Origin of the sequence: Amycolatopsis mongoliensis, from assembly GCF_030285665.1 — a bacterium.
Taxonomy (GTDB): Bacteria; Actinomycetota; Actinomycetes; order Mycobacteriales; family Pseudonocardiaceae; genus Amycolatopsis; species Amycolatopsis mongoliensis.
The window spans coordinates 10,572,384-10,594,891 of the sequence record NZ_CP127295.1; the positions used below are offsets into that span (position 1 = coordinate 10,572,384).

General features: G+C 70.9%; 20 protein-coding genes and 1 pseudogene. 9 read left to right on the plus strand and 12 right to left on the minus strand.

All coding sequences use genetic code 11. The features are described 5' to 3' along the window. Nucleotides 1-35 precede the first annotated feature (35 nt). From QRX60_RS50340 to QRX60_RS50360, 5 genes and pseudogenes are all read left to right on the plus strand, one after another. Nucleotides 36-335, plus strand: a complete 300-nt coding sequence (locus QRX60_RS50340; protein WP_285998539.1) for a hypothetical protein — start codon at nucleotides 36-38, stop codon at nucleotides 333-335. Between the two features lie 49 nt (nucleotides 336-384). Continuing rightward, nucleotides 385-1,386 carry a hypothetical protein gene (locus QRX60_RS50345; RefSeq protein ID WP_285998540.1) on the plus strand — a complete coding sequence of 334 codons (1,002 nt, stop codon included), beginning with the start codon at nucleotides 385-387 and terminating at the stop codon, nucleotides 1,384-1,386. A 73-nt stretch (nucleotides 1,387-1,459) separates the two neighbouring features. Then, nucleotides 1,460-1,896, plus strand: a pseudogene (locus QRX60_RS50350) (MarR family winged helix-turn-helix transcriptional regulator). Nucleotides 1,897-1,960: 64 nt separating this feature from the next. Beyond that, nucleotides 1,961-3,259, plus strand: coding sequence for an MFS transporter (locus QRX60_RS50355; protein ID WP_286003871.1), 1,299 nt, complete (start codon nucleotides 1,961-1,963; stop codon nucleotides 3,257-3,259). Between the two features lie 46 nt (nucleotides 3,260-3,305). Further along, entirely contained in the window at nucleotides 3,306-5,612 is a 2,307-nt protein-coding gene (locus QRX60_RS50360) for an FdhF/YdeP family oxidoreductase (protein ID WP_285998541.1), read from the plus strand. A gap of 3 nt (nucleotides 5,613-5,615) precedes the next feature. Here the strand turns inward: QRX60_RS50360 and QRX60_RS50365 are convergent, their stop codons facing one another. The 4 genes from QRX60_RS50365 to QRX60_RS50380 form a co-directional block, all read right to left on the minus strand. Continuing rightward, complete coding sequence (locus QRX60_RS50365; protein ID WP_285998542.1) at nucleotides 5,616-6,191, minus strand: hypothetical protein; 576 nt, start codon at nucleotides 6,189-6,191, stop codon at nucleotides 5,616-5,618. Nucleotides 6,192-6,490: 299 nt separating this feature from the next. Next, the gene (locus tag QRX60_RS50370; protein ID WP_285998543.1) at nucleotides 6,491-7,897 is read right to left on the minus strand and encodes an LCP family protein; all 1,407 of its coding nucleotides are present in this window, start codon (nucleotides 7,895-7,897) and stop codon (nucleotides 6,491-6,493) included. A 64-nt stretch (nucleotides 7,898-7,961) separates the two neighbouring features. After that, nucleotides 7,962-8,087, minus strand: a complete 126-nt coding sequence (locus tag QRX60_RS50375) for an MFS transporter small subunit (RefSeq protein WP_284742082.1) — start codon at nucleotides 8,085-8,087, stop codon at nucleotides 7,962-7,964. Continuing rightward, complete coding sequence (locus QRX60_RS50380; protein ID WP_285998544.1) at nucleotides 8,087-9,442, minus strand: L-lactate MFS transporter; 1,356 nt, start codon at nucleotides 9,440-9,442, stop codon at nucleotides 8,087-8,089. The genes QRX60_RS50375 and QRX60_RS50380 overlap by 1 nt, the downstream gene beginning before the upstream one ends. Before the next feature lie 103 nt (nucleotides 9,443-9,545). Here QRX60_RS50380 and fdhD point away from each other — a divergent pair, with 103 nt between their 5' ends. Continuing rightward, nucleotides 9,546-10,370 (plus strand): formate dehydrogenase accessory sulfurtransferase FdhD, encoded by an 825-nt coding sequence (gene fdhD / locus QRX60_RS50385; protein ID WP_285998545.1) that lies wholly within the window; start codon nucleotides 9,546-9,548, stop codon nucleotides 10,368-10,370. A gap of 85 nt (nucleotides 10,371-10,455) precedes the next feature. Here the strand turns inward: fdhD and QRX60_RS50390 are convergent, their stop codons facing one another. Further along, the gene (locus QRX60_RS50390; RefSeq protein ID WP_285998546.1) at nucleotides 10,456-11,895 is read right to left on the minus strand and encodes a carotenoid oxygenase family protein; all 1,440 of its coding nucleotides are present in this window, start codon (nucleotides 11,893-11,895) and stop codon (nucleotides 10,456-10,458) included. Nucleotides 11,896-11,968: 73 nt separating this feature from the next. On the opposite strand from QRX60_RS50390, the gene QRX60_RS50395 reads away from it, so the two are divergent. Then, a complete protein-coding gene (locus QRX60_RS50395; protein WP_285998547.1) occupies nucleotides 11,969-12,676 on the plus strand; it encodes a TetR/AcrR family transcriptional regulator in 708 nt (235 codons plus the stop codon). A 77-nt stretch (nucleotides 12,677-12,753) separates the two neighbouring features. Then, entirely contained in the window at nucleotides 12,754-13,719 is a 966-nt protein-coding gene (locus QRX60_RS50400) for an alpha/beta hydrolase (RefSeq protein WP_285998548.1), read from the plus strand. A 24-nt stretch (nucleotides 13,720-13,743) separates the two neighbouring features. Here the strand turns inward: QRX60_RS50400 and QRX60_RS50405 are convergent, their stop codons facing one another. The 7 genes from QRX60_RS50405 to QRX60_RS50435 form a co-directional block, all read right to left on the minus strand. Next, nucleotides 13,744-14,664: a sensor histidine kinase gene (locus QRX60_RS50405; protein ID WP_285998549.1), complete on the minus strand. Its 921-nt coding sequence runs from the start codon at nucleotides 14,662-14,664 to the stop codon at nucleotides 13,744-13,746. A 53-nt stretch (nucleotides 14,665-14,717) separates the two neighbouring features. Then, a complete protein-coding gene (locus tag QRX60_RS50410) occupies nucleotides 14,718-15,125 on the minus strand; it encodes a hypothetical protein (protein WP_285998550.1) in 408 nt (135 codons plus the stop codon). Nucleotides 15,126-15,175: 50 nt separating this feature from the next. Further along, the gene (clpX, locus tag QRX60_RS50415; protein ID WP_093951347.1) at nucleotides 15,176-16,471 is read right to left on the minus strand and encodes an ATP-dependent Clp protease ATP-binding subunit ClpX; all 1,296 of its coding nucleotides are present in this window, start codon (nucleotides 16,469-16,471) and stop codon (nucleotides 15,176-15,178) included. Nucleotides 16,472-16,700: 229 nt separating this feature from the next. Beyond that, entirely contained in the window at nucleotides 16,701-17,354 is a 654-nt protein-coding gene (locus tag QRX60_RS50420) for an ATP-dependent Clp protease proteolytic subunit (protein ID WP_285998551.1), read from the minus strand. A gap of 26 nt (nucleotides 17,355-17,380) precedes the next feature. Continuing rightward, nucleotides 17,381-17,986: a ClpP family protease gene (locus QRX60_RS50425; protein ID WP_285998552.1), complete on the minus strand. Its 606-nt coding sequence runs from the start codon at nucleotides 17,984-17,986 to the stop codon at nucleotides 17,381-17,383. 138 nt (nucleotides 17,987-18,124) lie between these two features. Then, nucleotides 18,125-19,516 (minus strand): trigger factor, encoded by a 1,392-nt coding sequence (tig, locus tag QRX60_RS50430; protein ID WP_285998553.1) that lies wholly within the window; start codon nucleotides 19,514-19,516, stop codon nucleotides 18,125-18,127. Between the two features lie 128 nt (nucleotides 19,517-19,644). Continuing rightward, nucleotides 19,645-20,235 (minus strand): TetR/AcrR family transcriptional regulator, encoded by a 591-nt coding sequence (locus QRX60_RS50435; protein WP_285998554.1) that lies wholly within the window; start codon nucleotides 20,233-20,235, stop codon nucleotides 19,645-19,647. A 138-nt stretch (nucleotides 20,236-20,373) separates the two neighbouring features. On the opposite strand from QRX60_RS50435, the gene QRX60_RS50440 reads away from it, so the two are divergent. Further along, on the plus strand, nucleotides 20,374-22,473 hold the full coding sequence (locus QRX60_RS50440; RefSeq protein ID WP_285998555.1) for a fatty acid desaturase: 2,100 nt from the start codon (nucleotides 20,374-20,376) through the stop codon (nucleotides 22,471-22,473). Nucleotides 22,474-22,508: the final 35 nt, after the last annotated feature.

Consider the following 22,508-nt stretch of genomic DNA (forward strand, 5'->3'; position numbering starts at 1 on the left):
TCACGGCGGGTCACCCAGGGGGAAGGCACTCTCCGATGGCACAGCCTCAGCAGCCGCAGGATCCGGACGACCGGCGCCTGGAGACGCACCCCGACCTGATGAACCCGGACTGGCAGAAGTACGCCGAGCGGGACGCCTGGCTGGGCGCGAAGAAGGACCTCAGGAAGCGCCGCAAACGCGAGCGCCGCACCGGCGGTCACCAGCCGGGGCACAGCCGCTGGCCGGGCGTGCTCGCGCTGCTGCTGGTCGTCGTCCTCGTCGTGGCGGCGATCGTCGTGCACCAGATCCAGGGCGTCGGCGTCAACGAGGACCCGTTCCTGTTCTTCGGCTCGTAACGCCCGTCCCCCGCTGCCGATGATCAGGCATCGACGCTGGGGGAAGCACATGGACGACGACAACCTGCTCGACTCGCACCCGGACCTGATGGACCCGGAGTGGCGCAAGCACGCGCAGACGGACGCCTGGCTGGGCGCCAAGAAGGACCGCAAGCAGTTCCGCAAGCAGCAGAAACGCAGCTCCCGGAAGCCGCACCGCCGCTGGTGGGTACTCGGCGTGCTGGTGGCGATCCTCGCCGTGACCACCACGGCGATCGTGCTGGTCGGCCGCCGGTCGCCGGCGCGTGAAGCGATCCCGGAGACGCCGAACCCGACGCAGGTGGCGCAGTACGCCCACGTCGACCTGGCCCAGCCCTACGCGAACACCCCCGCCCAGAACTGGACCAAGGGCATCGGCGGCATCACCTCGCCCACCGCGGCCGCCATCGGCCCGTTCAAGGCCGACGCGGTCGCGAACGCCTACGCGCAGGCCCGGCAGGCCATCACCGCGGCCCACCTGGACCCCGCCGTGCTCCAGGCGCACGACCCGAAGGCCTACCTCGCGCTCTTCGCCCCGGACCAGCGCGAGCAGCTGGCGCCGAGGCTCACCGAGAAGCCGGCCAAGGACAAGGCCGGCTTCGACTCCTACCTGACCGAGATCGCCGACGGCTACCACCTGCTCGACGCGGGCCCCCGCACGTTCGGCACGCTCACCGCGCACGCCGGCGAGAAGCCCGGTGAACTGGCCGTCGACGCGAAGTACGTCATCGCCTACGCCTTCGACAACGTCCACCCCGATTCGCTGACCAGCCCGAACGAGATCGTCAGCTTCCTGCGCGCGGACGAGACCTACGTCGTGGCCACCGGCTCCGGCGTCGCGAAGTCCAGCCGGGGGCTGTGGATCGACGGCGGTCAGAGCGCGACTTCGTCGGTCGGCTGCGCCGCCGCCCGGGAGGGCTTCCTGGCGCCGGGCTACGCGAACCCGCAGACCGGTCCGGCCGCCGGCGACCAGGACGCGCCCGGCTACTACGACCCCAAGTACCCGGTGCCGACCCTCGACGACTGCCACTGATCCCTCCCGCGCTCCCACCAGGAGTGCGTCACATCCAGATGCACAGTCTGGACTGTACAGTTAAACTGTGTGCATGGGCGAAGTACCCGCACACGTGGCCGAGAGCGCCGGCTGGATCCGCGCGGTCGTCGCGCAGCTGCACCGCCGGCTGCGCCAGGTCGACAACGCCGGCATCCTGACGCCGTCGCAGTCCGCCGTGCTCAACCGGCTCCACCGCGAAGGCCCCGCCACCCAGGGCGAGCTCGCGGCCGCCGAGCACGTCCGGCAGCAGTCGATGGCCGCCACCCTCGGCGTCCTCGACGAGCTCGGCTACCTCGCCCGCACCCCCGACCCGGCCGACCGGCGCCGCGTGGTGATCAGCCTTTCCGAGGCCGGCTCCGGCACCGTGCGCGGCATCCTGCAGCACCGCGACGAGTGGCTGGCCCAGGCGCTCACCGACGCGCTCTCCCCGCCGAGCTCGACGCCGTCACCCGCGCGCTGCCGCTGCTGCAGCGCGTCGCCCAACACTGAGGGAGTTCTCACGAGCACCGTCACCGCCCCCGCGAAGTTCGGCGCCCGCCTGGTCACCCCGTTGGTGGCCGGCGCGGTGCTCAACCCGATCAACTCCACCCTCATCGCCGTCGCGCTCGTGCCCATCGGCCAGAGCTTCGGCGCCGGCCCCGGCCAGACGGCCTGGCTGATCTCGGCGCTCTACCTGGCCACCGCGGTCGGGCAGCCGGTGGTCGGCCTGCTGGTCGACCGCTACGGCGCCCGCCGCGTCCTGCTCGGCGGCGCGACCTTGGTGATCATCGCGGGGGTCGCGGGCATGATCCCGCTCTCCGTCGGCTGGCTGACCGGCGTGCGGGTCGTACTGGGCCTGGGCACGTGCGCCGGGTTCCCGGCCGCGATGGCCGTGCTGCGCCACCACGCCGAGGCGACCGGCCAGGGCGTGCCCGCCCGCGTGCTGTCGGTGCTGTCGATGTCCGCGCAGACGGTGATGGTGATCGGCCCGACGCTCGGCGGGGTGCTGATCGGCCTGTTCGGCTGGCCCGCGATCTTCGCCGTGAACATCCCGCTCGCCGGGCTGTCGCTGGTGCTGGCCCTGCTGTGGGTGCCGAAGGACGACCGCGGCGCGCGCACCGCGACCCCGATCGACGTCCTGGGCATCGCGTTGTTCTCCGCGACCCTGCTGGCGCTGCTGTTCTTCCTGATGAACCCCGGCGCGGACCTGTGGCTGCTGGCCGTCGTCGCGGCGTTCGCGGCCGCGTTCACGCTGGTCGAGCTGCGCCGCGGCACCCCGTTCCTCGACCTGCGGATGCTGGCGGCCAACGGCGCGATCCTGCGGACGTACCTGCGTCAGGCCCTCAGCTTCATGGCCATCTACGCGATCATGTTCGGCTACGTTCAATGGCTCGAGACCGCGCGGCGCCTCAGCGAGGAGGCCGCCGGGCTGATGCTGCTCCCGATGTCGGGCACGGCGGTGTGCGCCGCCGCGTTCTCCGGCCGCGGGTCCGGCATCAAGGCCCGGCTGGTGACGGTCGCGGTGGCCCTGGCCGGCGGCTCGGCCCTGCTGCTGTTCGTGCACGACGGCACGTGGATCGGCGCGCTGCTGGCCCTGGCCGCGCTGTTCGGCCTAGCGCAGGGCCTGACCAGCGTCGCGAACCAGACGACGCTGTACCGGGAAGCGCCGGCCGAGCAGATGGGCACGGCGAGCGGCCTCTTCCGCACGGCCCAGTACCTCGGCGCGATCGTGGCCTCGACGCTGATCGCCCTGTGCTACGGCCCGCACGCGGACTCGGCGGGGTTGCACCGGCTGGCGATCGCGCTGATCGTCATCAGCGCGGCGCTGCTGGCGGTCACCGTGCCCGACCGCGGGCTGCGCGTGCGGGTGTGACCACCCCCTGGTCGCGTCCTCGATCATCGGGGCGCACCATGAACACATGACCCGTGAAGCGCCGGCGCAGGATGTGGACGAGGCCCAGCTCGAAGTGCACCAGCCGAAGAGCTGGGCGGCCGGGATACCCGGCGTCGCCGTGTCGCTCGCGCGCAGTGTCGAGCAGATGGGCACCGGCCGGACCGTCAAGGCACTGCGGCTGCTGAACCAGCGCGAAGGCTTCGACTGCCCCGGCTGCGCGTGGCCGGAGCCCCGCGAGGCCGACGGCGAGAAGCGCAAGCTGGCCGAGTTCTGCGAGAACGGCGCCAAGGCCGTCGCCGAGGAAGCGACGAAACGCCGGGTCGGGCGCGAGTTCTTCGCCGCGCACCCGATCGAGGACCTCCGGGGCAAGACCGACTACTGGCTCGGCCAGCAGGGCCGCGTCACCGAGCCGTTCGTCCTCCGCGAAGGCGCGACGCACTACGAACCGATCACCTGGGACGACGCGTTCGAGCTCGTCGCCGGTGAGCTGAAGGCGCTGACCGACCCGAACGAGGCGATCTTCTACACCTCGGGCCGCACCAGCAACGAGGCCGCGTTCCTCTACCAGCTGCTCGTGCGCTCGTTCGGCACCAACAACCTGCCGGACTGCTCCAACATGTGCCACGAGTCCTCCGGCGCGGCGCTGGCGGCGACGACCGGCATCGGCAAGGGCTCGGTGAGCCTGGCCGACATCCACCGGGCCGACCTGATCGTCGTCGTCGGGCAGAACCCGGGCACCAACCACCCGCGGATGCTCTCGGCGCTCGAGGAGGCCAAGGGCAACGGCGCGAAGATCATCGCCGTGAACCCGCTGCCCGAGGCCGGGCTGATGCGGTTCAAGAACCCGCAGAACGTCCGCGGCGTCGTCGGCAAGGGCACGCCGCTGGCCGACGAGTTCGCCCAGATCCGCCTCGGCGGTGACCTCGCGCTGTTCCAGGCCGTCGGCCACCTGCTGCTGGCCTGGGACGAGGAGGCGCCCGGCGCGATCGTCGACCGCGACTTCGTCGAGCGGGTCACCGACGGCTTCGACGACTACGCGAAGCACCTGCGGGAGATCGACTGGCCCGAGGTCGAGCGCGCCACCGGGCTGCCGCGCGAGCAGATCGAGCGCGTCGCGCGGATGATCGCCTCCTCCGAGCGCACGATCTACTGCTGGGCGATGGGCCTGACCCAGCACAAGCACGCCGTGCCGACGATCTCGGAGATCGCGAACCTGGCGCTGATGCGCGGGATGATCGGCAAGCCGGGCGCGGGGCTGTGCCCGGTGCGCGGGCACTCGAACGTCCAGGGCGACCGGACGATGGGCATCTGGGAGAAGATGCCGCAGTCGTTCATGGACGCCCTGGCCGGCGAGTTCGGCATCGAGGTCCCGCGCGAGCACGGCTTCGACACCGTCGACGCGATCCGGGCGATGCGCGACGGGCGCGGCAAGGTCTTCTTCGCCGTCGGCGGCAACTTCGCCTCCGCCACCCCGGACACCGAGGCGACCGAGAAGGCGCTCGAGTCGTGCTCGCTGACCGTGCACGTCTCGACGAAGCTGAACCGCTCCCACGTCGTGCACGGTCGCACCGCCCTGATCCTGCCGACGCTCGGCCGGACCGAGCGCGACGTCCAGGCCAGCGGCGAGCAGTTCGTCACGGTCGAGGACTCGATGTCCCAGGTGCACGCCTCGCGCGGGCGCCTCAAGCCGGCGAGCGAGCACCTGCTCTCGGAGGTCGCCATCGTCTGCCGGCTGGCCGAAAAGCTGTTCGGCGCCGGGCACGCCGTGCCGTGGCGGACGTTCGAGACCGACTACGACCTGGTCCGCGACCGCATCTCCCGGGTCGTGCCGGGCTGCCAGGACTACAACCGCCGCGTCCGCGAGCCGGACGGGTTCGTGCTGCCGCACGCACCGCGCGACTCCCGCGAGTTCACCGGCACCGCCAACGGCAAGGCCAACTTCACGGTGTCCGAACTGGAGTACCCGAGCGTGCCCGAGGGCCGGCTGCTGCTGCAGACGATGCGCAGCCACGACCAGTACAACACCACGATCTACGGGCTTTCCGACCGCTACCGCGGGATCGAGAACGCCCGCCGGGTGGTGTTGGTGAACCCGGACGACGTCGCGGCACTCGGCTTGGCCGACGGCTCGATGGTGGACCTGGTCTCGGAGTGGAGCGACGGCGACCGCCGCGCGCCGTCCTTCCGGGTGGTGGCCTACCCCACGGCCCGCGGCTGCGCGGCGGCGTACTTCCCGGAGGCCAACGCCCTGGTGCCGCTGGACTCCGTCGCGGAGAAGTCGAACACGCCCGTGTCGAAGGCAATCGTGGTGCGGCTCGAACCCCGGCCCTGAAGCTCAGCCCCGGTAGTCGCGCTGGAGCGTGTTGGTCATGTCGGTGACCACGGCCTGGACGTTGTCGAGGGTCGCCGGCGGGATCAGCGCGGCCTCCGTGCCGCCGTCGGCGATGGCCAGGCCGAGCACGACGTTCCCGGTGCGCACGGCGGCCCACTGCTCGGAGAACCCGGACTCGTCACCGACGCCGGTGGCGAGCCGGACCCCCGAGTGGTCGGCGAGCGCGTCGGTCATCAGCCGGCTGGCCTTGGTCGCCCCTTCGTCCGCGTCGGAGTCGGTGAACCGCACGACGGCGATGGTGACGAGCCGGTAGTCCTGCATGTTGGGCTTCCCGCCGCCGAGGTCGCGGGCGAACAGGCGCTTGCAGGTGGTGAGCTCGTTGCCCTCGGCGGAGCGGTCCTGGGGGACGACCTTGGCTTCGGCGGTCTTCGCCGAGTCCGGCGGGACCTCGACGGTGCCGGCGGCCAGCTGGGAACGCGCGTTCGGCCCCGGCAGCTTGCAGGCGTCGATCGGTTCGGGGTAGTGCGCCGAAGCCGAGGCCGACTGGCACCCCGCGCACAGGACGGCGGAAGCGAGCACCGGAAGAAGCCACCCTCCGCGGGCAACGCTGCTACGCATAGGTTCGGGACTTTCCGTATTTCCTGAAATTGACTTTCCGGGTTGCCGCCGATCCGGTGATCTTTCCCGGCCCGCCGCGCGGCCCGGCCGCCGACGGTCACCGCACACTGCCTCACCAGGAAGGCAGCGTCAAGACCACTCACCCTGGTGGTCCGCCGTGGTCCGGTCGACGGAAAACGACCTTGCGGCGCGATGCGGAAATTATTCGCGCAATTTCGCGGAACCCGAGGAAAAGCCGGACATCCGATTGCCGCGCGCGATCAATTCACGCAGACGACCCCGTCCGAGGTGATCGGCGCGTCACCGGCGGCCGGGGCGCTCCCGCCACCGGTCGTCCCGGGGCCGGAGTACACCGACCCGAGCACCACCTCGATGTGGCCCGCCGGCACGGCCGCGGACTCCTGCGTAGCCAGCCCGCCCAGCAGCTTCGCGACCTCCGCACCCCGCTGGGCGAGATCGGCGCCGAAGCGGACCAGGGACGTCCGCCGCGAGGCGGTGTTGCCGGTCGTGCCCCTGGCGAACCCGTGGTCGGCCAGGAACCCGGCCACGCGGGTGGCGAGCCCCTCCTTCGGGCCCGCGTTGGAGACGTCGACGGTGACCGGGGCGGCGGCCGGTGCCGCGGGTGCCGCGGTCCCGACCATGGCCGCCGCGAAGGCCTTCACCGCGGCCGGGTCCACCTGCACGGCCGTGGCCCGCGGGTCCTGCGGGTCGTACCGGTAGTCGCGGTTGACGACGGGGATCGTGTCGAACTGGATCCCGCCGCCGCTGACGCCCCGCATCTGCGCGACGAAGTCGAGCAGCTTCCACGAGTCGTCGAGCACTACCGAGCGCTTGACGGCGTCGATCAGGTCCGAGAGCTTCCCCGGGTCGGTCAGCGTCCCCGCCGACAGCACCTGCCGCGCCAGCCCGGCGAGGAAGACCTGCTGGCGCCGGACGCGGTCGAAGTCGCCGCCGACGAGGTGATCGCGCTGCCGGACGAAGGCCAGCGCGTCCGCGCCCGCGATCCGCTGCGGCCCGGCCGGGAAGTCCGCCCCCGAGTTCTTGTCCTTCGTGGCCTGCTTCAGGCAGACGTCGACGCCGCCGACGGCCTTGCTGATCTCGTAGAAGCTGAGCAGGTTGACCTCGGCGAAGTGGTCGATCTTGACGCCGGTGAGGTCCTCGACCGCCTGCCGCGTCGCGCGCCGCCCGGCGGTGAGGGCGGCCTGGTCGATCTTCGCCTTGTCGGTCTCCCCCGCGTCGCGCCGGCGCTTCGCCTCGGCGGCCTTCGCCCGGCCGAACGCGGCGTTGATCTTCCCCCTGCCCCCGGGCATCGACACGTAGCTGTCGCGCGGGATGGAGAACGCTTTCACGTCCTTCGTGCCGTTCGGGATCCGCATCACGATGAGCGTGTCGGTGAGGTCGTCGCCGTTGGCGCCGACGCGCAGCTCGCGCAGGACGGCCGGGGGAAGCGGTTTCCCCTGCTGGTCGGCGCGGGAGTCCCGGCCGACGAGCAGGATGTCGAGCGAGCCGTCGGCCGGCTGCTCGCCCGGCGAGGTGCCGCCGTCGGCGTCGATGACGCTGTCGCGCGTGACGTCGTCGAGGGCGTGGAGGTTCGTGTAGCCGTAAGCGGTACCGCCCAGGACGGCGAAGGCGAGCCCGGCGACGGCGATCTTCCCCAGTAGGTGCACGTCCTACCGACGCCGCCGGGCCCCCTCCCGCTGCACGGGTGACTCAGGTCACACCAGCCCGCGATCAGCCGAAGAGCTGCACCAGCTTCAGGAACAGCTGGTACACGCCGTAGGCGAAGGGCAGCACGACCCACGCCCAGGCCAGCACGATCAGCGGCACGCGGTTCGGTTTCGTCGCCGGTTCCGTCATCACGCCTCACTCCTCGCGGCCGCGCCCGAGGTGACGGGCTCGTGGAACTTCTCCTTCACCGGCCGCACCAGTTCGTTGGCCACGAAGCCGACCACGAGCAGGCCGATCATGATGTAGAACGACGTCGTGTACAGGTCAGGGCCGGACTTGCCCGCCGACTTCTCGCTGTCGGCGATCCGGTTGACGATCAGCGGGCCGAGCACGCCGGCCACCGACCACGCCGTGAGCAGCCTGCCGTGGATCGCACCGACCTGGAAGGTGCCGAAGAGGTCCTTCAGGTACGCCGGGATCGTCGCGAACCCGCCGCCGTAGAAGGAAAGGATCACCATCGCGCACAGGATGAACACGAGCTTCGACGAGTTCTGCGTCAGCGCGATCACCAGGTACAGCGCCGCGCCGACGCCGAGGTAGGTGCGGTAGATGTTCTTGCGCCCCACCAGGTCCGAAGTGGACGACCAGACGAACCGGCCGAGCATGTTGCACAGCGACAGCAGCGCCACGAACCCGGCCGCCGCTGCCGTGCCGACCGGGGTCGACGTGTTCTTGAAGAAGTCCACGATCATCGGGGACGCCTTCTCCAGGATGCCGATGCCCGCGGTGACGTTGAAGCAGAGCACGACCCACAGGCACCAGAACTGCGGCGTCTTGATCGCGTTGGCGGCCGAGACGTTCGCGGTGCTGATCATCGCCTTGCCGTGGTCGGTCTTCGGCGCCCACCCGGCCGGCTTCCAGTCGCCGGCCGGGACGCGCACGAGCAGCCAGCCCATCGACATGAACACCGCGTAGACGACGCCGTGCACCAGGAGCGCCGTCGCGATCGTGCCGGTGGTCGGCGAGGTGCCGAGCATCGACGACGACCACGGCGAGGCGATCAGTGCGCCGCCGCCGAAGCCCATGATCGCGATGCCGGTGGCCATGCCCGGCCGGTCCGGGAACCACTTGATGAGCGTGGACACCGGCGAGATGTAGCCGATGCCGAGCCCGATGCCGCCGATCCCGCCGTAGCCGAGGACGACCAGCCAGAACTGGCCGGTCGCCACGCCGAGCGCGGAGACGAGGAAGCCGCTGGCGAAGCAGCACATCGACACGAACATCGCCCAGCGCGGGCCGTTGCGCTCGACGAGCGTGCCGCCGAACGCCGCGGACAGCCCGAGCATGACGATGCCGAGCTGGAACGGCAGCGAGCTCTGCGTCCCGTTCAGGTGCATCGTCTTCTCGAGCGGAGTCTTGAACACGCTCCACGCATAGGCCTGCCCGATCGACAGGTGTACCGAAAGGGCCGCCGGCGGCACCAGCCAGCGCGTCCAGCCTGGGGGTGCCACGATCCGGGAACGGTCCAGGAAGCCGAGAGCCATCGGATCCCTCCGTAGAGTGGGGATGATGGAGGGAATGTATTACTAAATACCCGGTGTTGCACCATGCGAGTGTCAAACTTTCCGGCGGAGAAGGGTGTGGGTCATGGGCAGGGTGACCGTGCGCAGGCCGGTGCGGAAGATCTCCGCGGCCGGCGACCGCCGCCGCCCCGACGCACTGGCCGCCGAAGAGCCCCTGGAGCTGCGGGTCGGCGGCAAGGCGCTGGCGGTGACCATGCGCACGCCGGGGCACGACGTCGAACTGGCCCACGGCTTCCTGCTGTCCGAAGGGGTGATCGGCGGCCGCGAGGACATCGCCGTCGCCCGCTACTGCGACGGCGTCGACGACCAGGGCCGCAACACCTACAACGTGCTGGACATCGCGCTGGCACCCGGCGTGCCGCCGCCGGACACCGGGGTGGAGCGCAACTTCTACACCACGTCTTCCTGCGGGGTCTGCGGCAAGGCCGCGCTCGACGCGGTCAAGCTCAAGACCCGCTTCCCGCCGGCCGAAGCGGCGTTCGCGGTGAAGAGCGAGACCCTGTCCGCACTGCCGGACGCCCTGCGCGCCCGGCAGAAGGTGTTCGCCAGCACCGGCGGCCTGCACGCGGCGGGCCTGTTCACCCCGGACGGCGAGCTCGCCGTCGTCCGCGAAGACGTCGGCCGGCACAACGCGGTCGACAAGGTGCTCGGCTGGGCCGTGGTGGAGAACCGGATCCCCGCGCCGGGGCTCGGCCTGCTGGTGTCCGGGCGCGCGTCGTTCGAACTGGTGCAGAAGGCCGCGATGGCCGGGATCGGGCTGCTGGCCGCGGTGTCCGCGCCGTCGTCGCTGGCGGTCGAGCTGGCCGAGGAGAACGGCATGACGCTGATCGGCTTCCTGCGCGGCGACTCGATGAACCTCTACACCGGCGACCACCGCTTGCTGACCTAGCGCCCCAATGTGGCCTTGGTTGCGTCTGACGCACCGAAGGCCGCCTTGGGTGCGTCAGACGCACCGAAGGCCACATTGGGGCGGGTTACGCGGTCTCGACCCAGTTGCCGTGGAAGCCGTTGGGCACGCGGTCGGGCAGGTGGATCGCGGCGACCGTCTCCAGCGTTCCCGCGTCGAGCAGCGTGAGATCGCTGCGCTGCGACGCCGGGTCGAAGACGAAGCCCATCAGGACGCCGTCGTCCTCCGCCGCGTCCGCGTGGGACGGCACGAAGACGAACTCGCCGGGCTGCCGTCCCGCACCGAACGCGCGCTCCTGGCGCGAGCCCGTGTGGAAGTCGTGCTTGAACAGCGAGCCGCCCGGGTTCGCGCCGCCGTCGGCCGACATCGCGTAGCCGTAGCGGTGGCGGCGGCCGACGAGCCGCTCGTCCACCCGCGGGAACTCCTGGCCGCGGTCGTCGAGCCGCTCCTCGATGACCTTGCCCGCGGCGAGGTCGACGGTCCAGCGGTCCAGCGTCGGGCCGCCCTCGTCCGGGCCGTGCAGCTCGCGGTCGAACATCTTCGGGTGGCGGACGACGTCGAGCACGATGCCATCGCCGTCGTCGTAGGCGTTGAGCGGGTGGAAGACGTAGCACGGCTCGACCTCGAACCACCGGACGTCGCCGTTGCCGCCGTCGCGCGGCATGACGCCGATCCGCGCCGGGTACTTCGGGTTCCAGCGGTACGGCAGGCCGCCGTTCGCGCCGATCTTGCCGGCCATCATCGCGGTCACCGGGTCGGGCACGCGGACCTTGCCGACCATGGCCGAGAGCACGAGCTTCGCCGGCGTCCGCAGCGCTCCCGGCACGTTGGCGGCGACCGCCGTCCCGGCGTCGAACGTCACCGGCAGGTCGTAGAACACGACGTGCTCTTCGGTCAGCGAGAAGTCGTGCATCATCGGCGACCCGGTGACCTCGACGTCGACCGTGCGGCGCACGCGGCCGCCGGCGTCGATCACCGAGTACTGGACCTTGTTGCCCATGCCGAAGAAGTACGACACGGCGTGCAGCTCGCCGGTGCGCGGGTCGCGCTTGGGGTGGGCGGTGTAGCCGCCGGGCAGCGTGCCATCGAAGTCGCAGCGGCCGACGGTGTCGAGCTCGTCGGTCAGCTCGTAGATCGGTGCCCCGGCCTCCACCAGCGCGAGGGTCTTGCCGGCGTGGCCGATGACGTTGGTGTTGGCGCCGAGCGCGTCCAGCCCGCAGAAGCGGCTCGCGTCCTCACCGCCGAGCACCGCCGCCACGGCCGGGTTGCGCACCCACCGGTTGCGGTACCACTCGGCCTTGCCGTCGCGCAGGCGCACGCCGTGGACCATGCCGTCACCCATGAACCAGTGGTAGGCCGCCGGGTCCACCTCGGACAGCGGGTTGGGCCCGTTGCGCAGGTAGCGGCCGTCGAGGAAGCCGGGGATGCGCCCCGTGACGGCCAGCTCGGTGATCGTGTGCTCCCGGCTGACCGGGGCGAAGTTGCCCTCGAGGAACTTGTTGCCCATGCCTGACCCCTCCGAAGCTGCCATAACTCGGTTATGACACCATTTATAACAGGGTTATGAGATACTGGCAAGCATGAGCCCGAAACCCCGCGCGAACGACGTCAAGGAGCGGCTCGTCGAGGCCGCCATCCGGCTGCTCGACGAAGGCGGCCCCGAAGCCCTGCAGGCCCGCAAGCTGGCCGCGGAGATCGGCGTCTCGACGATGGCGGTGTACACGCACTTCGGGGGCATGGCCGCGCTGGTCGACGAGGTGGCGCGCACGGGGTTCGTGAGGCTCAGCTCGTGGCTGGCCGGGGTCGGCGAGACCGAAGACCCGGTCGCGGACATCTTCAGCCTCGCCCGGACCTACCGGCAGGCGGTCGCCGAGCAGCCGCAGCTGTTCGCGGTGACGTTCGGCCAGTCCGCGCCGGGCGGCAAGCGGGCGACGCTGTCCGACCTGACCACCGAGGAGGGCCGCGAAGCCGCTCAGGAGGGCCTGGAGGCGTTCGAGCACATCGTCCGGGCGACCGAGCGGGCCATCGAGGCGGGCCGGTTCCGGCCCGCCGACAAGTACCAGGCCGCCGCCCAGCTGTGGAGCGCGCTGCACGGCTTCGTCACGCTCGAGGCCTCCGGCCACTTCGGCGCCGGCGAGCAGGGAATCGACCACATATTGATACCCCTGGGGATCACCCTGGCAGTGGGTCTCGGGGACACTGTTGAGCGGGCGGAACGCTCGACCGAGGCCGCGAAGGCGGCTTGGCGAGCGAAAACCCGAAACGCCGGGCAGGGTGGGAACGACTAACCCGGCGACAGGGGCGCGAGGGGAACGCGGAGTGGGTGCGCGGCGTCCTAGGAGCAGCAGGCGGGGGACGGAGACAGGTGAACGACGAAAACGGGGAGCGCGGCGAGGCCGAGCCCCAGATCCCGGCGGGGGCGGCGGCCGTCCGGGACGCCCGGCGGTGGCTCAGCCGCCGCTCGGTGCTGATCGCGGGGGCATCCGGGCTGGCCGTGGGCGGCCTGGCCGTCGGCACCGCGACCGGCAAGCTGCCGTTCAGCCAGGCTCTGCAGCGCACGTCGGGCGTGACGTCGTCGAACCCGACGACCCAGCTGGGCAGCACCCGCGTCGAGCGCGTCTACTCCCAGGCCCGAGGCCGGATGGTCGACCTCGTGTTCATCCTGCCGTCGAAGACCCCGCCGAAGGGGCTGCCGATGTCGCTCATGCTGCACGGCCTGCACGGCAACGCCCGCAGCGCGGCTCCCACCGGCACGCTCAAGCAGCTCTCCAGCGACGTCGCGCGCAAGGCGGTCCCGGCGTTCGGCTTCGTCGCCGTCGACGGTGGTGACAACTACTGGCACGAGGTGCACCCGGGCGACGACCCGATGGCGATGCTGCTGGAAGAGGTCCCGCAGTGGCTGCGGGCCCGCGGGTTCGCCGGGGACACCGGGCAGCCGTTCGCCTGCACGGGCGTCTCGATGGGCGGGTTCGGCGCCCTGGTGTACACCCGCCGCCGGGTGGAACGCCGCCAGCCGCCGGCCGCGGTCGCGACCCTGGCCCCCGCGCTGATCCTGTCCTGGCAGGAGATGGCCAAGCGGCACATCTTCACCGGCCTGAACGACTGGACGGCGCTGGACCCGCTGCGGCACGTCGACGAGACGAAGAGCGTGGCCAACGGCATCTGGTGCGGCACGGAGGACCCGTTCATCACCGGCGTCCGCCGCTACATCGACGCGGCCCGCCCGGCGGTGGCCCACACCGCCCACGGCAAGCACGGCGACCCCTTCAACCGGACCGTGGTGCCGAGCTTGATCAGCTTCCTGGGCAAGCACATCCCCCGCAAGGACTGACCGCGAAGGCCGGGGTGCGCGGGATCAGCAGCTGAAGTGGACCCGGGTCGTCGTGCGGCCCGGGACCCAGTACGTCCGGACCAGGTCCGCCAGCCGGTTCACCAGCAGCAGGCCACGGCCGCCCAGCGCCGCCGCGGCCGGCGGGATCCGGCCCGCCAGGGGCTCGGTGATCGTGCCCGTGTCGGTGACCTCGCCGACCACCTGGCGTTCCTCCGCCCACAGCCGGAGCACGCCCGCGCCGCCGCCGTAGAGGATGCTGTTCGTCGTCAGCTCCGCGAGCGCCAGGGTGAAGTCGTCACGCCGGGGGCGGCGCAGGCCGTGGCGGGCGGCCCAGCGCTCCGCGAACCCGCGCAGCGAGGCCAGCTGCCCGATGTCGAACTTCCGCTCGACCGCCGACGCCGGCTGTTCCAGGGGCCGCATGAAGTCCGCGCGGGCTCCGTCCGGGTCGAACCGGGGGCTGACGAACGGCCCGGCCGGCCCCCACACCTCCGGGTGGGTGCGCTCGGCGTCGGCCAGCGCGTCCGGCGGCAGCGCCGCGGTGTCGTAGGGGCAGAGCACCGCCAGGTCACGCCCCGCGAGAGCGTGGTTGAGGAGCGCCTCGTGCAGGACGCACGCCGGGTACTCGGCTCCGGAGCGGTCGCCCCACATCGGCTCGGCCACGATCCGCACCGGGCCCGCGTGCTCGCCGGCGAAGGCGAGCAGGACCGTCGGCAGGATCGCACCGGGGTTGCGGCCCACCCGGCACATGTCGGTCAGCCGCACTTCGCGGGCCCGGTCCGCCAGGGCCTCCTCGATGAGCTGCAGGTTCCGCGCGGGGACGGCGACGGCCACGGGTTCACCCCGGTCCAGACCGTCGAGCAGGAACGGAACGACGCCGCCGAGGTACTCACTGTCACCGCCGTAGAACAGTGCCGGATGCCGGAACGGGATCAGGGCACCTACCACGGGAGCTTGCTACCCGGAGACGACAGGGCGCAAACGCTTCGAACGGAGGAAGTTCACTCCACCCAACGGCCGACGACCGAGATCAGCCAGAAACCGACCACGGTCGCGACGGCGAACAACAGCACCCAGTTGACCAGCGGACGCCGCTCGGTCACCCCACGGGCTCGCCAGAGCGCGTAACCCGCCACGACGAAGAGCGGCAGCGGGATCAACGGCAGCGGCGACAGGCGGGCCACCACGGCCACGACACAAGTGCCGGCGCACACGGCCAGCACGCCCATCAGCACCCGGTGCAGCCACGGGTACCGGTCGAACGCGGACGCGATGACGCGTTCGCTCAGCTCGCGGAACCCGAGGACCGGGCCGGCGGGCACCGGCGCCGGTTCGGGTGGCGGCGGTGCCTGCACGCCACCGGCGGGAGCGGCGCCCCCGCCGGTGACCGGCATAGAATCAGCAGTCATTCAGCTTTCCTGTCGGGTCTCCGGGCCGCGTGGCCCGGAGACGCCCGGCCTCAGGCCGACTTCTCGCCGCGCTCGCTGCGCGCGCGCCGCGTCGGCTGCCGGGCGACGATCGTCGGGTTCACGTTCTCCCGGACGGTCTGCTCGGTGATCACGACCTTCGCCACGTCGTCGCGGCTCGGGATGTCGTACATGACCGGCTGGAGCACTTCCTCCATGATGGCCCGCAGCCCGCGGGCACCGGTCCCGCGCAGGACCGCCTGGTCGGCGATGGCCTCGAGCGCGGTCTTGGTGAACTCGAGCTCGACGTTGTCCATCTCGAAGAGCTTCTTGTACTGCTTCACCAGGGCGTTGCGCGGCTGGGTGAGGATGCTGACCAGCGATTCCTTGTCCAGGTGGTTGACCGTCGCCACGACCGGGAGCCGGCCGATGAACTCCGGGATCAGCCCGAACTTGATCAGGTCCTCGGGCATGGTGTCGGAGAAGACGTCACTCTCTTCGATCTCGGACTTCGTGCGGATCTCCGCGCCGAAGCCGAGGCCACGCTTGCCGACCCGCTCGTTGATGATCTTCTCCAGCCCGGCGAACGCGCCGGCCACGATGAACAGCACGTTCGTCGTGTCGATCTGGATGAACTCCTGGTGCGGGTGCTTGCGGCCGCCCTGCGGCGGCACCGAGGCGGTGGTGCCCTCGAGGATCTTCAGCAGCGCCTGCTGGACACCCTCGCCCGACACGTCCCGCGTGATCGAGGGGTTTTCGCTCTTCCGGGCGATCTTGTCGACCTCGTCGATGTAGATGATCCCGGTCTCGGCCCGCTTGACGTCGTAGTCCGCCGCCTGGATGAGCTTGAGCAGGATGTTCTCGACGTCTTCGCCGACGTACCCGGCCTCGGTCAGCGCCGTGGCGTCCGCGATCGCGAACGGCACGTTGAGCAGCTTCGCCAGCGTCTGCGCGAGGTAGGTCTTGCCGCACCCGGTGGGGCCGAGCATCAGGATGTTCGACTTGGCGAGCTCGACCGACTCCTCCTTGGAGTCCTTCGGCCCGGCCTTGTCGTCCGCCTGGATCCGCTTGTAGTGGTTGTAGACCGCTACCGCGAGGGTCCGCTTGGCGTCCTCCTGGCCGATGATGTACTGCTCGAGGAACTCGTGGATGTCGGCGGGCTTGGGCAGCTCGTCGAGCTTGACGTCGCCGGCCTCGGCCAGCTCCTCCTCGATGATCTCGTTGCAGAGGTCGATGCACTCATCGCAGATGTAGACCCCGGGGCCGGCAATGAGCTTCTTCACCTGCTTCTGGCTCTTCCCACAGAAAGAACACTTCAGCAGGTCTCCGCCGTCACCGATCCGTGCCATGGCCGTTGACCTCGTCCCCTCCGGCGCGGGTTTCCGCGCCTGACGTGTGTTGCGACGGTGCGACCCCCGGTCACGGACGACCGAGCGGAGCCTCACGCATTGCCACTGACGGTACCCGTCCGATGCCGTGGGCGGGAACACCCACAGGCGCCGGGAGCACGTCAGAGGACGACCCTAAACCAGAGTGCCGGTGTATGTCGTCTTCTCGACACACACCGGCCTGGCGGATCTACAGAGCCGACGCCTTCCGGTACGGCAGCACCTCGTCGATGATGCCGTACGCCTTGGCCTCCTCGGCGGTCAGGATCTTGTCCCGCTCGATGTCGTTCCGGATCTGGTCCGGGTCCTTGTTCGTGTGCTTCGCCAGGATGACCTCCATCTGGCGCCGCACCCGCTGGATCTCGTTCGCCTGGATCTCCAGGTCGGAGACCTGGCCGTAGGTGCCCTCGGTGGCCGGCTGGTGGATCAGCACCCGCGAGTTGGGCAGCGCGTAGCGCTTGCCCGGGGTGCCGGCCGCCAGCAGCACCGCGGCCGCGGAGGCGGCCTGGCCGAGGCAGTACGTCTGGATGTCCGGGCGGACGAACTGCATGGTGTCGTAGATCGCCATCAGCGAGGTGAACGAGCCACCCGGCGAGTTGATGTAGAGCAGGATGTCGCGGTCCGGGTCCTCGTGCTCGAGGTGCAGCAGCTGGGCCATCACGTCGTTGGCCGACGCGTCGTCCACCTGCACGCCGAGGAAGATGACCCGCTCTTCGTACAGCTTGTTGTACGGGTTCGACTCCTTGACGCCGTAGCTGGTGCGCTCGACGTACGACGGCAGGATGTACCGCGACTGGGGAGTGTTCGGAGCCCGGAAGTCACCCGGGAGCCTGAAGTTGCTCATGATCGAGTCTCCTGTGTGCTTCGCGCTCAGTTCGAGCCCGGACGGGCGATGTCGGCGGTGAGGACGTGGTCCACGAACCCGTAGTCCTTCGCCTCCTGCGCGGTGAACCAGCGGTCGCGGTCCCCGTCCTTGATGATCTGCTCGACCGTCTGACCGGTCTGGTCGGCCGTGATCTTGGCCAGCTCCTGCTTCCACTTGTTGAAGAGGTCGGCCTGGATCGCGATGTCCGACGCCGTGCCGCCGACACCGGCCGAGGGCTGGTGCATCAGGATCCGGGCGTGCGGGAGCGCGTAGCGCTTGCCCGGCGTGCCCGAGGAGAGCAGGAACTGCCCCATCGAGGCCGCCATGCCCATCGCGTAGGTCGCGACGTCCGGGCGGATCAGCTGCATGGTGTCGTAGATGGCGAACCCGGCGGTGACCGAACCGCCCGGCGAGTTGATGTAGAAGCGGATGTCGGACTCGGCGTCGTCGGCGTCGAGCAGCAACAGCTGCGCGGTGATCCGGTTGGCGATCTCGTCGTTGACCTCGGAACCGAGGACGACGATGCGCTCCTGGAGCAACCGCTCGAACACCGAGTCGGTGAGGGTGAGCCCTGCGGTTCCGGTCCGCGCCTCGGGCGTGTGCTGCGTCACGTCTGCCTGCCTTTTCGCCCGCGGCGGCCCGGTGCTGACGGCCGCCGCTGTCGTTTCAGATGCTTGAGATCTTGTATCCGACCCTAACGAACTCGGGCGGTGCAGAATGCCTGACACCGCCCAAGTTCGCTCACAGCTTCACTCCGCCGGAGTCTTCGCCGCCTCGTCGGTGACCTGCGTCTCCTGGGTTGCCTCGTCGACGGCCGGCTCGTCGCTGCCGAACAGCTCCGAAAGGTCGACCTCGGAACCCGAGCCGTCGGTGACGGTCGCCTTGCGGACCACGGAGGCGAGCGCCTTGCCGCGGCGGACGTCGGCGTAGATCGCGGTCAGCTGGCCGGACTGCTGGGCACGCTGGACGTACTCGTCCGGGCTGATCCCGAAGCGCTGGGCCTGGTAGATGATCCGCTCGGTCAGCTCGCCGTCGTTGACCGAGACCTCTTCCTTGTCGGCGATGGTGTCCAGCAGCAGCTGCGTGCGGACGGCCTTCTCCGACTCGGTGCGGGTCTCCGCGTCGAACTCCTCCAGCGTGCGGCCTTCGGCCTCGAGAGCCTGCGCGAACTGGGCCTCGTCGTGGTCGAACGGGTGGATCGCGTCGTGCTTGCGGTTCTCGATCTCGGAGTCGAGGACCTTCTCCGGGATCGGCACCTCGGTGCGCTCGAGGAGCTCCTCGAGCACCTTGTCGCGGGCCTGGACGCCCTGCTGCATCTTCTTGACGCGGCCGAGGCGCTCACGCAGGTCGCCCTTGAGCTCCTCGATCGTGTCGAACTCGCTCGCCATCTGGGCGAACTCGTCGTCGGCCTCGGGCAGCTCGCGCTGCTTGACGGACTGGACGGTCACGGTCACCTCGGCGTCCTTGCCGGCGTGGTCGCCGGCGACGAGCTGGGTGGTGAACGTCTTGGTCTCGCCGGCGTTCGCGCCGACGATGGCCTCGTCGATGCCGTCCACGAGCTGGCCGGAGCCGATCTCGTAGGACAGCCCGGTGGTGGCGGCCTCCTCGACGGCCTCGCCGTCGACGGTCGCGGCCAGGTCGATCGAGACGAAGTCGCCGGTCTCGGCCGGGCGCTCGACGCCGGTCAGCGTGCCGAAGCGGGCGCGCAGCTCGTCGAGCTGCTCGTCGACCTCCGCGTCGGTCAGCTCGACGTCGTCGACGGTGATCGCGAAGCCTTCGAGGTCGGGCAGCTCGATCTCCGGGCGCACGTCGACCTCGGCGGTGAACTCGAGGACGTCACGGTCTTCGAGCTTGGTCACGTCGAACTCGGGGTTGCCGAGCGTGCGGACCTCGTTCTCGCGAACGGCCTCGATGTACTTGGCCGGGATGGCCTCGTTGACGACCTCGTCGAGCACCGGGCCACGCCCGATCCGGCTTTCCAGGACGCGAGCGGGCGCCTTGCCGGGCCGGAAGCCCGGGATGCGCACCTGCTGGGCGATCTTGCGGTAGGCGCGGTCGAAGTTCGGCTTGAGCTCGTCGAACGGCACCTCGACATTGATCTTGACTCGCGTCGGGCTCAGCTGCTCGACGGTGCTCTTCAAGGTCTTCTCCTCGAGCGGTAACGATTGTGGTGGACAATCCTGCGGAAATGGCCCCGGTCACCTGCAGACCGGGACGTCCGAGTCTAGGCCAGGGGCCATCGCCGCCGGGGCGGGGGCCACCTGCGGCGTCACGACCCGAGCATCCGGCCGATCACCCAGCGCATCTGGCCGCTCGCGTGCTCGGCCGACCCGCTGGGCTGCACCAGGTGGGAAAGCAGCAGCCGTATGAACGCCTCCACCGCCACCGCCCACTCCGACGCCGTCAGCGAGACCTCGGGGTAGCTGCGCGCGAACACCGCCGCGACGGCGTCGACGGCCCGGCCGAGCACCGCATCGGACCGGGAGGTCAGCAGCGGGAGGAAGTCGTCGCGGCCGCCCTGCGGGCCGCCGAGGGCGATCTGCAGCAGCGGGTTGGCGCGGGCGGCTTCGAGGCTGTGCCGGAACGCCGCGGTGACGCCGTCGACCGGACGGCCCGGGTGCGCGGCGGCGTCCGCGGTCACCCGCTCGACGAAGCGGTCGGTCTCGCGCAGCATCAGGGCCTTGGCGAGCTCGGCCTTGGACCCCAGTTCGTTGTAGACGGTCTGCCTGCTGACGCCGACCTGCGCGGCCAGCTTGCCCATCGTCACGGCGGCCCAGCCGTCGGCGCGGATGACGTCGGCCGCCGCGGCCAGTAGCTTCTCCCGGGTGCGCGCCGGAACCGGGTGGGTGACCGCCTTCACACGGCGAGCTTACCCGCGGGTTCTGTTCCGCTGGCCGACACCTTTTTTCGAAGCCTGCTACAACGTTTACAAACCCGGATGAGTTGTCTACGGTGACTCCCGCCTGGCCAGGAGCTTCTCGACCGAGGAGACCGCTCGATGTCCGTCGCCGTCACCGAGCAGCACGGTTCCGTCACAGTGGCGGCGCCCGCGACCGGGGTGGCCACCGCCCGCGCGGTGCCCTCGCCCCGGATCGCGCTGCCCGCCGTCTCGGTGCCGGCCTTGCTGCTGTTCGCCGGCAGCGCCGCGCTGTGGGGCACCGCCACCTGGCTGCTGCTCGCCGGGCTCGTGCCGCCGGTCGTGACCGTTCTGCTGAACACCGTCGCCACCTTCGCGATGTACACGGTGGTACACGAATCGGCGCACCACTCGGCCGGGAAGCTGACCTGGGTCAACGAGGCGCTCGGCCGGCTGGCCGTCCCGTTCGTCGCGGCGTACGCGTCGTTCCCCTCGCTGCGGTACGTCCACGGTGAACACCACCGCCACACCAACGCGTCGTTCCGCGCCGATCCGGACGCCTGGACCTCCCGCGGCCCGCGCTGGCAGCTCCCGCTGCGCTGGCTCACCCTCGACTTCTCCTACGCGCGCTGCTACTTCGCCCGGCTGCGGTCGCGGCCCCCGCACGAGCTCGCCGAGACGCTGGTGGTGCTGGCGGCCGCCCTGTCGGCCGCGGTGGCGCTGGTCTCGGCCGGCCACGGCGTCGAGCTGCTGTTCGTGTACCTGCTGCCGCAGCGGCTGGGGCTGGGCCTGCTGGCCTGGGTGTTCGGCTGGCTGCCGCACCACGACCTGCCCGCCGAGGGGCCGCGCGGCCGGTTCGGCACCACCCGCGTGCGCGTCGGCCTCGAGCGGCTGCTGACCCCGGTGCTGCTGGCGCAGAACCTGCACCTGGTGCACCACCTGCACCCGGCCGTGCCGTTCCACCGGTACCGGCGGGTCTGGCTGGAGAACCGCGAGGCCTACCTGGCCCACGACGTCCCGATCGGCACCGCCTGGGGCCGGGACCTGACCGCGGAGGAGTACCGGGTGATCGCGGGACTGGACAGCGAACCCGACGTCGTCGTGCCCGCGCCGGCCCCGCCCCCGCTCGGGCCGAGCCGGTTCCACCGGTTGCGGGTGCGCGAGATCAGCCCGCTGACCGCGGACGCCGTCGCGATCACCTTCTACGTCCCGCCCCAGCTCGCGGACGAGTTCCGGTTCCTCCCCGGCCAGCACGTGGCGGTCCGCACCGTGCTCGACGGGCAGCCGGTGCGCCGGACGTACTCGATCTGCGCGCCCGCGACGTCGGGCGAGCTGCGGATCGCGGTGAAGCGGCGGCCGGGCGGCGCGTTCTCCGGGTTCGCGACCACGACGCTGGCCGTGGGCGACTTCCTGGACGTGCTGCCGCCTACCGGAGGGTTCACGCTCACACCCGATCCTTCGCGGACCGCGCACTACGTCGCGCTCGCCGCGGGCAGCGGCATCACGCCGGTGCTGTCCATCGTGGCCAGCGCGCTGTCCGCCGAGCCGCACAGCCGCGCGACCTTGTTGTACGTCAACACTTCGGGCGCGACGACGCTCTTCGCGCGCGAGCTGAGCTCCCTCGCCGACGGCTTCGGCGGACGGCTGCACGTCGTCCACTACCGGACCGACGAGCGCGATCCGGACCTGCACGCGCACCGGCCCCGGCAGTTCGACACGCTCGGCGAGGCACTGGCGATTTCGCACGAGCGGTACCAGCGCGGCCGGCTCGACGGGACGCGGCTGCGTGCCCTGCTGCAGAACCGGCTGCACCCGGCGAAGGTCGACGAGTGGTTCCTGTGCGGGCCGCGCGGCCTGATGGACCTGGCCCGCCGGACGCTGGCCGACGCGGACGTCCCGGACGAGAACGTCCACTTCGAGCTCTTCCGCGGTGCGGCACCCCTGCGCGACCCGGCGGGCACGCCGGCCCGGGTGGCGGTGACGCTGGGCGGGACGACGACGTGCGTCCCGGCGGAAGCCGGCGAGACGGTGCTGGACGCGGCGTTGCGGGCCGGGTTCGAGGTGCCGTACTCGTGCACGGGCGGCGCGTGCGGCACGTGCCTGGCGACGCTGCGGCAGGGCCAGGTCGACATGGACGTCCGCCACGCGCTGACGGTCGACGACGTGGCGGCGGGCCGGATCCTGACGTGCCGCTCCCGCGCGACGACCCCGGAGGTCGCGGTCGACTACGACCGCCGCTGATCCCGACCTCTCCGCCCGACCCAAAGCGCCCCAAT

What these genes read in the sequence shown, in the direction of transcription:
- QRX60_RS50360 (WP_285998541.1), top strand. Translation starts at nt 3,306, where the DNA reads ATGACCCGTGAAGCGCCGGCGCAGGATGTGGACGAGGCCCAGCTCGAA.
- QRX60_RS50395 (WP_285998547.1), top strand. Translation starts at nt 11,969, where the DNA reads ATGAGCCCGAAACCCCGCGCGAACGACGTCAAGGAGCGGCTCGTCGAG.
- QRX60_RS50390 (WP_285998546.1), bottom strand. Translation starts at nt 11,895, where the DNA reads ATGGGCAACAAGTTCCTCGAGGGCAACTTCGCCCCGGTCAGCCGGGAG.
- clpX (WP_093951347.1), bottom strand. Translation starts at nt 16,471, where the DNA reads ATGGCACGGATCGGTGACGGCGGAGACCTGCTGAAGTGTTCTTTCTGT.
- fdhD (WP_285998545.1), top strand. Translation starts at nt 9,546, where the DNA reads ATGGGCAGGGTGACCGTGCGCAGGCCGGTGCGGAAGATCTCCGCGGCC.
- QRX60_RS50420 (WP_285998551.1), bottom strand. Translation starts at nt 17,354, where the DNA reads ATGAGCAACTTCAGGCTCCCGGGTGACTTCCGGGCTCCGAACACTCCC.
- QRX60_RS50345 (WP_285998540.1), top strand. Translation starts at nt 385, where the DNA reads ATGGACGACGACAACCTGCTCGACTCGCACCCGGACCTGATGGACCCG.
- QRX60_RS50375 (WP_284742082.1), bottom strand. Translation starts at nt 8,087, where the DNA reads ATGACGGAACCGGCGACGAAACCGAACCGCGTGCCGCTGATCGTGCTG.
- QRX60_RS50380 (WP_285998544.1), bottom strand. Translation starts at nt 9,442, where the DNA reads ATGGCTCTCGGCTTCCTGGACCGTTCCCGGATCGTGGCACCCCCAGGC.
- QRX60_RS50440 (WP_285998555.1), top strand. Translation starts at nt 20,374, where the DNA reads ATGTCCGTCGCCGTCACCGAGCAGCACGGTTCCGTCACAGTGGCGGCG.
- QRX60_RS50410 (WP_285998550.1), bottom strand. Translation starts at nt 15,125, where the DNA reads ATGACTGCTGATTCTATGCCGGTCACCGGCGGGGGCGCCGCTCCCGCC.
- QRX60_RS50340 (WP_285998539.1), top strand. Translation starts at nt 36, where the DNA reads ATGGCACAGCCTCAGCAGCCGCAGGATCCGGACGACCGGCGCCTGGAG.